The 11730-nt window shown below is 56.3% G+C and carries 9 protein-coding genes; 7 read left to right on the top strand and 2 right to left on the bottom strand.

Annotated elements, in window-relative coordinates; genetic code table 11:
- Positions 1-64 precede the first annotated feature (64 nt).
- Complete coding sequence (locus Q3981_RS05280; RefSeq protein ID WP_368410092.1) at positions 65-2017, top strand: EsaB/YukD family protein; 1953 nt, start codon at positions 65-67, stop codon at positions 2015-2017.
- A 5-nt stretch (positions 2018-2022) separates the two neighbouring features.
- Positions 2023-3429 (top strand): S8 family serine peptidase, encoded by a 1407-nt coding sequence (locus Q3981_RS05275; protein WP_303124390.1) that lies wholly within the window; start codon positions 2023-2025, stop codon positions 3427-3429.
- Here Q3981_RS05275 and eccB read toward each other — a convergent pair.
- Entirely contained in the window at positions 3404-5227 is a 1824-nt protein-coding gene (eccB, locus tag Q3981_RS05270) for a type VII secretion protein EccB (RefSeq protein ID WP_303124389.1), read from the bottom strand. The two genes, Q3981_RS05275 and eccB, sit on opposite strands and share 26 nt — an antisense overlap.
- Positions 5228-5345: 118 nt before the next feature.
- On the opposite strand from eccB, the gene Q3981_RS05265 reads away from it, so the two are divergent.
- The 3 genes from Q3981_RS05265 to Q3981_RS05255 all read left to right on the top strand — a co-directional run bounded on the left by Q3981_RS05265 (position 5346) and on the right by Q3981_RS05255 (position 9039).
- Positions 5346-6191 (top strand): ABC transporter ATP-binding protein, encoded by an 846-nt coding sequence (locus Q3981_RS05265; RefSeq protein ID WP_303124388.1) that lies wholly within the window; start codon positions 5346-5348, stop codon positions 6189-6191.
- Positions 6188-7936 (top strand): hypothetical protein, encoded by a 1749-nt coding sequence (locus Q3981_RS05260; RefSeq protein WP_303124387.1) that lies wholly within the window; start codon positions 6188-6190, stop codon positions 7934-7936. Before Q3981_RS05265 ends, Q3981_RS05260 begins: the two co-directional genes overlap by 4 nt.
- 80 nt (positions 7937-8016) lie before the next feature.
- Complete coding sequence (locus Q3981_RS05255; RefSeq protein ID WP_303124386.1) at positions 8017-9039, top strand: hypothetical protein; 1023 nt, start codon at positions 8017-8019, stop codon at positions 9037-9039.
- On the opposite strand, the gene truA is transcribed toward Q3981_RS05255, so the two are convergent.
- On the bottom strand, positions 8992-9825 hold the full coding sequence (truA, locus tag Q3981_RS05250) for a tRNA pseudouridine(38-40) synthase TruA (protein WP_303124400.1): 834 nt from the start codon (positions 9823-9825) through the stop codon (positions 8992-8994). The two genes, Q3981_RS05255 and truA, sit on opposite strands and share 48 nt — an antisense overlap.
- Before the next feature lie 206 nt (positions 9826-10031).
- Between truA and Q3981_RS05245 the strand changes: the two genes are divergently transcribed.
- Both Q3981_RS05245 and Q3981_RS05240 read left to right on the top strand, forming a co-directional pair.
- Positions 10032-10715: a hypothetical protein gene (locus tag Q3981_RS05245; protein WP_303124385.1), complete on the top strand. Its 684-nt coding sequence runs from the start codon at positions 10032-10034 to the stop codon at positions 10713-10715.
- 243 nt (positions 10716-10958) lie between these two features.
- On the top strand, positions 10959-11633 hold the full coding sequence (locus Q3981_RS05240; protein WP_303124384.1) for a hypothetical protein: 675 nt from the start codon (positions 10959-10961) through the stop codon (positions 11631-11633).
- The last annotated feature ends 97 nt before the right edge of the window (positions 11634-11730 follow it).

Raw genomic sequence — 11730 nt, 5'->3', positions numbered from 1 at the left:
CACCTGCGGCTGATCACGATATACACAGCATGGATCCCCTCAGACTGTGCAATGTGGGTAGTATATGCGAAACTTGTTATCCGGCATAGCATTCGGGGGAAATGGGGGATACATGCCATACACAAACACACGCGATTTTCGCAGGTCAACCGCATATCAGGCGGGGGAAAACAACGAAGTAACGACGAGCCCACGAATTGATCTAACGAGAACACGAATACGCATCATTCTTGAACTACCCGATGAATCATTCGCCAGTTTGGGATTTCAACAGAACGAAAACGTTGAAAGAAATGAATCGGCAAGCAATGATGGCCGTCAATTATCTGTTTATCCTACTGACTTTTCAGCGCATAACTCGTTATTCAGTAACCTATTAATCGACGACGATATCCACGAACCTCTCCACCGGCATTGTCTTGATGTCACGGTACTTACGCACCAACCGGCAACAGAATTAATTTGTGACCTTGTGGATTCTCTTCGGGAACGACGGGTTCTTGATACCACTGCCCCACCAACACCGTGGCGGCTCATAACCAGTAACGGCCGAGCTATTCAGTATGACGCATCATTGGCGGATTATGGGGTTCAACCTGGCGATACGCTCTTATTAACCACGCGTCCGTGGTCCGGGAACGATATTCACATCGCCACAGCGGAAGCTCTATCTCAATCCCGTGATAATCACTTTTTCGGACACATCATTAACCGCGGAATCTTACCCATCACGATTATGGCGTTGGTGGCATTGTCCCTTATTCCCCAACTGGTCAATGTGATTTCCAAGAATTGGGGACTCTGGGACGAAATTACGTCGATCACCCGACATAATCCACCCTTGAACTCCCCGGATGGGCATGGGTACTTCTTATCTCTTTTCGCTTATTCGTCACTATTCCCGTGGTGGTGCCTCGTCGCTGTTGCTTTACTCTCCTCTTCTTTTTGCGTATTTCTTGCTTACATTAAGACCCACCACACAATAAAGACATCGGGTATCAATGGGAGCGGAAAAAAGGATACAAACTATTCATCACAAACTGACGGGCAATATGCATCCTTGTGGACTCGGAATTCTCCCCCGCATAGTTCCTACGTCCTTGAGTCAACAGCATTGTGGTGGGCTGCTGCGTGGGCGCTGGGCACTCTGAGCTGGTCATCTCCCTGGATGGCGGTATCCCTCAGCTGTCTCTGCACAGCATTGGTATGCGGAGCAGTAGCTTTCTTTCATCTCAGCGTTTTTAAGAAAAATTCCGCAACAGTGGCGGGCAATTCAATCGGGAAAAATCCCGGCGCGATTAATAAATCATCGGACATCATTCCCGCCATCGCCCTCCTCATGTTTTCCGGGATCATGGTTCTCCCGCTGGGGTTAACGTTCTTCTCCTTCGTGACCCCTCAAGTCGTGTTTTGCGTCTGGCTGCTGCTCGCACTTTTCATCCATTCGTGGACCGGGATGCTCGCACTTCGCTGCGCTGGGGTTCGTCCGGACCCTGTGCCGTCGACGGGGAGTGAGCTCGATGAGGCCGATAGCCCGCCTCTCCCCGATCGCCCACACCGTGTCCACCTGGCACATGCCATTCATACGGGCATGTCCACAGGCTGCGCGGCCGTCATCATTCTTTCTGCTCTGTGCCTCGCGTGGTCCTCTCCGTCGGCCGGAACAGCGTCGCTCATTCTGGTGATTGCCATCGCCGAGGGGCTTCGCGCGCGCCTGCAAGCGCGATATTCAGTCCAGGCTTTGGCTCGAGCAACGTCGCTCGTGTGCCTCGCCATTACGTCACTGACTCTGTTTTTGGCTGATTATCCCGTCGGGACGATGCACACGGTGGCTCTAGCTGCCGGAACGTCTGTTTTCGCCTTGCTGTTAGTTATTCCCGTCCTGCCCCAATGGAGAGTAACGGACCCCACGATTCAGAAGGCGATTGAGATTATGGAAGCCATCATGACGGCTGCGGCGATCCCTCTCGCGTTGTGGGTGGCTGGGATTTTCACCGTCATTCGTGGGCTGGGGTAATCGCCATGCCACACTCTCTGAAGGCTACCAACTCGGCCCGTTTCTTCTCTATCTCCGCCCCATCTACCAGCCAGAAAGTTGGTTCTTCTTCACGACGTGCCCTCGCGTCCGTATGCGTCACGATCGGGGTTTTATCGCCGACGATCATCGATTCTCCCTGGTCATACGGTCCTCCGCGGTCATACGCTGCCGACGTCGGCGCTCGTGAGACCCAATGTTCACGCGGTCTAACGGAAATCGAGTTATCCCGGCGTGGTTTCGCCACGGATATGCTCACCCCTGTGGATTCCTTACCTTCGTTGGCCGAGGCTCAGCGTTTGGCAACGGGTCGGGGAATCACGGTGGCCGTCATTGATACGGGGGTAAATCGCCATGTCGATCTCCCGACGCTGGTTGGCGGCGGGGATCTCTTGGGCGACACCGATGGCACTGAGGACTGTGATCTGCATGGAACAATCGTCGGGACGATTATCGCTGGTCACGGACGTGCACGTGGGGTAGCTCCGGATGCTGAATTGTTGTCCATACGACAGACGAGTGCTCACGCCCAGCCACGTCCGCGCTCTGGCGATGCTGAAGGCGGGCAGCCTGCGTCGCCTTCGACCGGGTCCCCGAAAACGGGTACCTTAACTGGTGTTGCGGACGCAATTAATAGGAGTGTCGACGCGCACGCACGCGTGATCAATATTTCGGTCGCTGCCTGCACAGATCCACGGATGGAGCCCGAGGGGATCGAGCATCTTCGTGGTTCGCTGGATCGTGCCGAGAGCGCCGGGGTGACGGTGGTCGCGGCGGCGGGGAATTCCACGGGCCCGTGTCACGATGGAATGAATGCTTATCCTGCCCATGAACCGACGGTGATCTCGGTGGGGGCCGTTGGCGGTGATCGTCATCGGCGGGCGGATTATGCCCTCGCCGGCGGCGATATTACGGCCCCCGGTGGCCCTGTGATGGGCCCTCAGCTGGGGTCATCGCCGATTATGGCGGCCACTGATCCTGCGGAGATTCAGCGGAATCCTGCCATGGCGGAGGAACCAACGCCTCAGCCTTTTGTCGGGACGAGCTTTTCAGCCCCGCTCGTATCGGGCACGGTGGCCTTGATGCTCGAGGTTGCTCCGCATTTGAGTCCGTCTGATGTTCGTCAGATTCTTGCGGCGACGGCAACGCCTGGGGCTGGGTCTCAGGCGGGGATGGTTCATCCTGCTCGGGCGGTGGGGATGGCGCGTCGGCACGCAGAGTCTGGTGGTGTGATCCCCACGGAGTCTCGGGAAGCATCCGATCCTGACATCACCATGCCCGCCGCTGCTGCTCATCGTTCCCACCGCCGCATGGTGATGACGGTGATTGCGATCCCGCTCACGATTCTGTGTGCAGTGGGTGCCGCGGTCATGGCTGCTCGGCGGCGACAATAATTTTTGACGCGCGATCGCGGGATAGGTTTTCTCCCTCAGCAAGATGCCGGACTACCGACCACGGTGCCACTGTGGGAGTACGAAACCCCAGGATCTGCAGTGTTTCCAACGAATCCACCGCGAAGCGCCGGCCATCCGAACTCACGATCGCATACCCCGAGCCAGTATCAACGGCCACCGCGTGAGCCGGCCCGGAGTAATAATCGGCAGTTCGAGGCGTGAGCCGTTCCTCCTCTTTCTTGCCGACGGCCACCGCCTGCTCCGCCTGAACGACAGGCACTGCACCATGCGGGAAGGTTGTCGCCTCCGACCACGTCAGGATATCGGCGTCACCCACCTCTGCAGATTCGGTATCGGTTGCGGGTCGCTGCTTCTCGCGTGGGCTTGTTACCGTCCCCGCACAGAGCCGCCCCTCTCGCGGAGCCCACTCCGGCTTCTCCCCCGGTATGGTTCCCCAGTTCAGTTCGTCGGCCGTCGGTATGTCTGATATGTCCGCCGGGCTCACCCGCTCAACCACCACGCCTGGTCGCGAAAGCAGCAAACGAGCATGCACGGGAGCTAAAGGAGCAATTCCGTGGTCACGCACAACGTAAACGTCACCATCGTCGGCGGCTGCATCGTCGCGTGTAGTGGCCCCAGATTCATGGGATGGGCGATTATCGACGGTCTGTCGGTGCGTCGATGAAGGATCTGCCGAGCGCCCCGTGGACGAACCATGCTGATCAGCGATGATGACGGTACCGATGGTGTTGAAGGGTCGCCGTAAGCCAGACTCGCCGCCGGCCGGCATGGATGATCGAATAGTACGAACATCATCGACGCGGGGGATCGCTTCGACGAAGGAATCCGGGACATCCCGAATGATCGATGACGAAATGCCCAATGCCCGCGAAACTGCCGGCTCGGGGATGGAACCGCGCTTGGCAAGAAGTGAGCGCCGATACGGGTGCCCGTCGGACGAATCCGGGCTGATCAACCACATCCCACTTTCTGCCCGGAGGATCGCCGAGCGAGCATCGAGTGGCATGGACTCGGCCACCGCCACCGATAACGTACCCCGACTATTCTGACCAGGTTTGACGTCATTCTCGACGTCGTCGGCCCCCTCGTCATCAGCACTCTTACCCTCGTTGTAGGCAGCTTTCTTCACCAAGGACGATGCGCCGGGAGCGCGCGACGGCATCTTCTGAGCACCAGACTTATCCGCGGACCGAAGGCCATCTGCCGACCGAGATTTATTCGATGACCGGGGGTTATCCGGCGAATGGCATACTCCCCACGATCCCTCCGTCGATTCCGCATTGCCCTGCGGCGGCAAATCCGACGGCCCCCGGAGCCCGATGAACTCCCCGCGCGACAGGGAAGCTAGATTTTTGCTCGATACTCGGTGGGCTTCTTCCGCTTTGCCCACCACGAGCCGCGCCGAGGCCAGATCCGTCACCGGATGGAGTGTGTCATTAACGCGCACGAACATTTGGCCGGTATCTGCTGCGATGAGGATCGTGTGGTCTCCAATCGCGGGGTCGGGCCGCATCATCGCCATAATCCCAGCACCGGCAATACCAAGAACGCTCAGCACAACACCGATCGCCAGGGCTCGGCGTCGGCTCCCGGGAACGTCGTGAACCATGCGGGTATCCGCACAAACCAGGGCCTGTTCCAGCTGCTTACGAACAAATCGGTATCCAGCTAACTGTGCACTGGACGTCGGCTGCTGATAGTCCTTACCGCCACCAGCAGATGCACGTCCCCGCTGGTGGTCGTCGTGACCCGGCCCATCGTGGTTCGAACTTGCCATGATTCCCCCGTAATCCCCCATTTTCTGCAGATCCTGCGTAGTCGGCAGGTTTCGCTGCGCACTCCATAACCTACATCATTGCCAGGACAGAACTTCATCTTCAGCTAATGTGGCTGGCATGGAGAATCTACCGGATAATGGCCCTGCTTCCGATACCCCTACCCCATCACCCCATGAACCCCATGTCGCGCCGCTCTCGGATGATCCGACATCGTGCGCTATGGCATTTCGTAACCTCTACAAAGCTTTCCGCGGAAAACCAGCTGTTAATCAATTGAATTTGGACATTCCTCGCGGGAGTTTTTATGGCCTCGTCGGCCCTAATGGTGCGGGAAAGACCACAGCGATCACGATGTCCACCGGTCTCCTCCGCCCGGATCAAGGTTCGGTATGGGTCAATGGAATTAATGTGTGGGATAAGCCCGCAGCCGCAAAAGCAACATTCGGACTCTTGGCTGATGGTTTACCCACTTTTGATCGTTTGTCAGGTAAAGAACTTCTCCAATTTTCTGGTGCTCTGCGCGGAATGGATGAGGGAATCGTCGAGAAACGCGCTAATGAATTACTCGAGGTTCTCGATCTCAAAGAATCCGCAAATAAAATTGTCGCCGATTATTCGGCCGGCATGACAAAAAAGATTCTTCTGGCTCAGGCACTTATTCACCGCCCCGAACTTCTTATTCTCGACGAGCCCCTCGAAGCTGTTGATCCCGTGTCGGCTCAAATTATTCGATCGATTTTGACGACGTACGTCAAAGCCGGGGGAACGGTCATTATGAGCTCGCATGTGATGGAAGTTGTTGAGGGGCTGTGCGATCACGTTGCGATTATGCAAAATGGCAGGGTTTTGGCTAGCGGAACAACCGATGAGGTGCGCAATGGATCGAGTTTGACCGATACATTCCTCAACCTCGTCGGTGGCGGAAGACTCGCTGAAGGAAGTTTGGGGTGGTTAGCATCATGAGTCAGCCGATTTATCCGAATAACGCCGAGCCTGTAGCGGGTTCTCCATCGACGGGTGCTCAATCCGCGTCGCCGTCTCAACCATTTCACGCTAGCGATAAGGAAATCCGTTCTGCGGTTTTCCGCTTGCATATGCGGTTATGGAAAAAGTCCTGGTATGAGGGCGCGAGTCAATGGATTCTTGTCATTATGACGACGCTGTACGCGATAGGGGGAGTCGCGTTTACGGCTAGCTCTTGCGTCGATATTGCCCGTAGAACGGGCCGGTTTTCAGCAGCTGCGGTCGGCGCACACTCGGCGGGCGATATGAGTGGACCTATCGCCGACAATCCATGGACTGCCTTCGCGGCACTCGGGGCCACAACCCTGCTTGTGTTGGCTTTCATATGGCCGGCTGGGGAAAATACGGTTCAGCCAGCTAAGTTAGCGCAATTCCCTCTTAAACCTTCGTCGCTGGTGAGAGCGTTACTGCCCACCATCGTTGTTCAAAGTCGTGCGATTATTGCCATCGGTGTCACCATAGCCACGATGGTCGCGGTCATTATGGCTGGTAATGCGACAGGACAATGGTTCACGGCGGCCATTGGCATTGTCGGATTAATTTTGGGGATTTCGTGTCTCCTCGTTATTAATCAAGCCCTGATTGTGACATCGAGTTCTAGTGGAGGTAACCGTTCACGCCGAAACTGGCTCTATTTCATTGGCACATTTCTCTTCCTCTTTGTTTTCGTTGTTATTCAGGTTTTCGCTTCTGGCTTCGCCTCCTCGGTAACCGACACTATTCTTAAGTGGGTTATTCGTATTGCGGGTTGGACACCCCTCGCGTCAGGCCCGGCGATGATAGACGACGCCGCTCAGCACGCGTGGATTAGCCTCGTTATCCGGACCGTCCTCACAGTTGTTTTCATTATCGCCGGCCTATATCTATGGTCGCGGTCAGTCGATCGTGATTTCGCGTCCGCCGCCAATACGTCGGGAGAATCTGAAGATGTTTCTCCACGAGACTCTTTTTACCTCCGTGGAGTTCCCCACACCGTCGTCGGAGCATTATTCTCACGTCAGTTGAAATACTGGGTGAGAGATAATCGCTTTAAATACGCAATTTTGAGTTTCCCGATCATGGCGCTCATATTCTTAATTATGGGGATTGCCACTGGAAACAATGGTTTAGTTGTAGGTTCCCTGTATATCGCGATTGTCGGTAGCTCTAACTTCGCTTCGAATGATATCGGTATGGATGGTCCAGCTAACTGGGTCCACATGGCAGCTGGAACACGCGGAAAAGATATCGTTACTGCTCGCGCTATTGCGGTCATTATTTTCGATGTCCTGTTGCTGGTTCCCTGCCTGGTCATCATGGTGCTTTTCGCGGATTTCACCCCCAACCAGAAAGCGATTATTGCGGGCGCGTGCCTCGGTGGAGTTTTTGCAGGACCCGCGGTCGGCTTATTCCTCTCCGCCTATAACCCCTTCCCTGCTGTCAAACCCGGCGTTAATACAATGAGAAACAACGGACGGCAATCTGGCCCGGCCTTCGTGGCAATGCTTATTGCACTGGCCGCATTCACCATTATTCTTGGCCCGGCGGTTGCTGTTCCACTGATCGGTCTCACCGGGGCGTGGTTCGCCGCTGCATACTCCCTGATTGTGGGCCTCGCGATGCTCGGTGGCTCCATTGCCCTGTCCGCAAAGCGAATTGATTCGCACTATCCCGAAATTTTCTCAAAAGTCAGGAAGTTCTTATAGCCTTTCGGCTTTCCAGAATCTCTTATAAGATTGTTGTGGTCGCTCAACGGCGGCCATCTTTCTTATTTTTGGGGGCATATATGGGGGATTTCTTCGTTGTCATCGCCTGCGTCGGGCCGATATTTATCGGGTTATTCTGGCGATGGCCGTGGGACTCAACCACAGGATCGACGCGTGCAGGCTACGGCACATCTAACTCTGTCGGCCAGGACTCAACGATTATCGAACTCTATCCCCTCACTCATGCGTATTCCGCTCCCGTGATGCTCGCAGTCCTCCACCGTGTTGTACGGTGCCCGATCACACTGAGCTCGACGGCACATACTGGTGCCGACGTTATCGCTGGCTGGGACCACTCTTCCACTCGACCAACCACCACGTGGCGACTCTTTGTGGAGCTACCCACCGCAGATTCGTCGCAGGTCATCTCATATATTCACAGCTGCGGGTGGCAAGCCTGGGTTTCTCCCGACGCTGGCCAGGAACCCGGTTGGGATGGCTACCTTCGCGACGTCCGCGCACTAGCTGAGGATGATCAGAACAGTTCGGACAACCAGCCTCTACATAGTCCGGCTAGCGTTGCGACTGGTTCGGTGGTCCTTCCCGATTCATCCGGCCGGATCGCCATCATTTCGAGCAGTGCCGAACCGGCTGGCGATCGCTCTTTACAGTGTAGGGCTGCCCAACGTTTGGCCGACTGTGTTCGAGCAGCTGGTCGTCGCGTCACTGTCATCACTGATTCGCCCGGCGAGTGGGTATCAACCAAATTCACGATCGTTGTTCCTCCTGATGGTGAAGCAACGTCCGATAACCAGAGCGGGGAATGCGATCGCACTTCGATTTTCGACGCAGTGCAGCGTCAATCGTCGGCACGAAAGAGTGTTCTTCATCCCCAACGCGACGCTGACCTGGAGATTTGGGACTGCAGCGACGCCTCTATCACGTGGGTGATCACGCACGGTTCGGCGGAGACGATTATTGATATTGTCCGACGGCCGGATTCGCAGCGATGGCGGGAGGCCCACACTGTTATGGACGCGTCCGACCTCCTGCGGCTAATCGAGCGACCGGATACCCCGAGTCTGCTCCGCGCGGGCAGCTAACTCATCGTCAGCAGGGTAATCGACGCCCGTTAGCGTCAGTCCGTTCGCCGGAGCGACAGGAACCATAGGGTGCCGCGAATCATGGGCCAGCATGTCCTCCATGAACCCATCCGGCCGCTTCCCCTCCCCCACAGCTAACGACGCACCGACGATGGAACGCACCATGTTCCAGCAAAACGCGTCGGCCGTCACGCGTGCCTCGTAGACGTCTGGTTCCGCTGCCGTGGATACCTCATGCCATGAGAAATGTTGCAGGTCACGGATGGTTGTGGCATGGGGACGTGCGCGACAGAACGCAGCAAAATCGTGGAGGCCGACGAGCACCTCAGCCGCGTTGTTCATCGCTTCGAGGTCCACTGGCCGGCCCCACACGGCAGTGTCACGTGCTCGCGTCGGCAAGGCCCCGGCGCGATTCGTCGTCACGCGATACACGTAATGGCGACGGAGCGCGGAAAAACGCGCGTCGAAACCGTCGGGGGCGAACGAACACGCGCGGATGCGGACGTCGGGACGCAGCAATCGGGCGAAGCGTGACACCAATGTCGACGGATCGTTGTGGATGCTCCGTGTGCTCAGGATGTCGCGCGGAATATCAACATGTGCCACCTGGCCCGAGGCGTGAACCCCTGCATCCGTCCGACCAGCGACAACGAGCTGGACCGGCTGACGCACCACCGTCCGGAAAGCCTGCTCAATATCCCCCTGAACCGAGCGAACATCGTTTTGACGAGCCCACCCATGGAAGTCGGTGCCGTCATAGGCAATGTCGAGGCGAAGACGAACCAGGTCGTTCGTGGTGTCGGTATGGTCCGGTTCCGGTTGTGCGGTCGCGTTGTCATTCGGAATCACGCTGACACTGTATCTGTTTGAGGCTGCAATCTGTTAGATGCTTCATAAACCAGCACTGATGGGGCTTGGCGATGAGTCTTGGTGCCCGAACTCATATTTTCTATTCCTTCACATCTGCTCATTGGGTGAGTAATGATAAAACTATGAATTTCCCCTCATTGCTCCCGACATCACCGCGGCCCACTCAACAAAGGTTCGGCGCGCGCAAACAGATCGCCACACTTTGTCTGAGCGCTGCCCTGGGCACAGTACTCGGCGGCTGTAATTCGAACGATGACAATAACAACAGCTCATCAACAGCGACGTCGACAACCACGTCGACAAAGACGACTTCTGCTCCATCGAGTACCCGCAGCAGTACTGCTAGTAAGTCGATGAACCCGACTCTTGACGGTTCGGAGGACAATCAGCCCGATCCCGATGTTGATAACTCAGAGGCCGACTCGCAGGCAGAAGAAAACAACGCGGATGCTGAGAATCAAGCGGCCGCTGATGTCCCCTCATGGGTGGTTGGTCGCTGGGAGGGGCACCGACGACTCCTCGAAATAAATCCGGATGGCACTGGACGTTTATCAGAGAGTTCGGTTACCTCGGGATCTAGTGAATCTACTCTTCAATTTATTAATTCCTCCGGAGATGGCGGGAAAGGGGTCATGACCTTCAAGGTTATAAGTAGCGAAGGTGCAGGCCCGGATACCACCGGAAATATCTACTCCTTCGACGTCGAAAATGGTATGGCGAAATCCGGGGGATCCTCACCCTTCTGCAACTCGAAACTACCTGAATATAAAGCCGCGTACGGGACAATGCCCATGTGTGGCGCTTAGCAGTCCAATTAACAGGGCACAGGACGTACTGTGGTCCGGGCACTACATCACTCGGCCCCTCCCCTTGCTCCCCATTTGTGATCGGATTGTGACCTCGAAGAAGCCCCCGCGATGCAATAATTAACACAACATAGTATTCAACGTGCCATGGACATCACCCAGGCTAAACCGATAGCCGTGGCTATATGGCTGTGTGGTGTCTTGTCTCATCTCCGCTAGGTCTTCCAAGGAGGACACAGATCCATGCCCACCGCCCATCGCCACGTATCAGGGTTCAAACGTTTTGTTGTCATCGGCGTCACAGCTGCCGCAGCCTTCAGCCTGGCAGCATGTTCAGATGACGGGTCTTCGTCCACTGACTCCAGTTCTGTCTCATCGTCGAGTAGCTCGTCGTCATCTTCATCGAGTTCCTCGTCCAGTACTTCGTCGTCATCGTCGACGGCGACGTCGACAAGTGCCGAGCCGACGCCCGACGAACGTGCCGACAATCCACAAAGACAGCAACCTCCTGTTGCGAATGAGGGGGGCGGCGACGCGGGCGGAGCAGCTGCTGCTACCGGCCAAGGGATCGGATGGGCTGTTGGCAGTTGGGTTGGGCATGGTCGAACCCTAAAGATCCAGCCGGATGGGACTGGCCAATTTATCGGTCGCGACGGTGCTGTTGCGAAGGATTTCGACGCAACAGTCACCGTTAATTCGGCGACAGGTGATCCGTCGAACGGCACCATTACTGCCACAGTAGATAGCAGTGAACCTCAAGGAACTCGATACGACGACATGTTCAAGCCCAGGACGCCGATCACGTTCACGGTGAAGGACGGCGTTGCGACAGACTCAGTCATCCAGACGACAGTCTGCAACTATGACTCGCCCGCGTACACGTCCACACACAGTGATCAAAGTGAATGCGGAGCATAGGCGAACGTACTTCTGACGGTTGATGCGCGCGTTCAGGCGTGCGCTCAGCCCCGATCCCGATCTCATTGCGCCCGATCTCATTGTGATCGGATTGTGA

This window comes from Corynebacterium sp., assembly GCF_030530965.1.
In the GTDB taxonomy this organism is placed as follows: Bacteria; Actinomycetota; Actinomycetes; order Mycobacteriales; family Mycobacteriaceae; genus Corynebacterium.
Note: the sequence above shows the minus strand (reverse complement) of the source record. Positions and strands in the feature narration are given on the sequence as shown.

What these genes read in the sequence shown, in the direction of transcription:
- Q3981_RS05280 (WP_368410092.1), top strand. Translation starts at nt 65, where the DNA reads ATGCGAAACTTGTTATCCGGCATAGCATTCGGGGGAAATGGGGGATAC.
- Q3981_RS05275 (WP_303124390.1), top strand. Translation starts at nt 2,023, where the DNA reads ATGCCACACTCTCTGAAGGCTACCAACTCGGCCCGTTTCTTCTCTATC.
- eccB (WP_303124389.1), bottom strand. Translation starts at nt 5,227, where the DNA reads ATGGCAAGTTCGAACCACGATGGGCCGGGTCACGACGACCACCAGCGG.
- Q3981_RS05265 (WP_303124388.1), top strand. Translation starts at nt 5,346, where the DNA reads ATGGAGAATCTACCGGATAATGGCCCTGCTTCCGATACCCCTACCCCA.
- Q3981_RS05260 (WP_303124387.1), top strand. Translation starts at nt 6,188, where the DNA reads ATGAGTCAGCCGATTTATCCGAATAACGCCGAGCCTGTAGCGGGTTCT.
- Q3981_RS05255 (WP_303124386.1), top strand. Translation starts at nt 8,017, where the DNA reads ATGGGGGATTTCTTCGTTGTCATCGCCTGCGTCGGGCCGATATTTATC.
- Q3981_RS05245 (WP_303124385.1), top strand. Translation starts at nt 10,032, where the DNA reads ATGAATTTCCCCTCATTGCTCCCGACATCACCGCGGCCCACTCAACAA.
- Q3981_RS05240 (WP_303124384.1), top strand. Translation starts at nt 10,959, where the DNA reads ATGCCCACCGCCCATCGCCACGTATCAGGGTTCAAACGTTTTGTTGTC.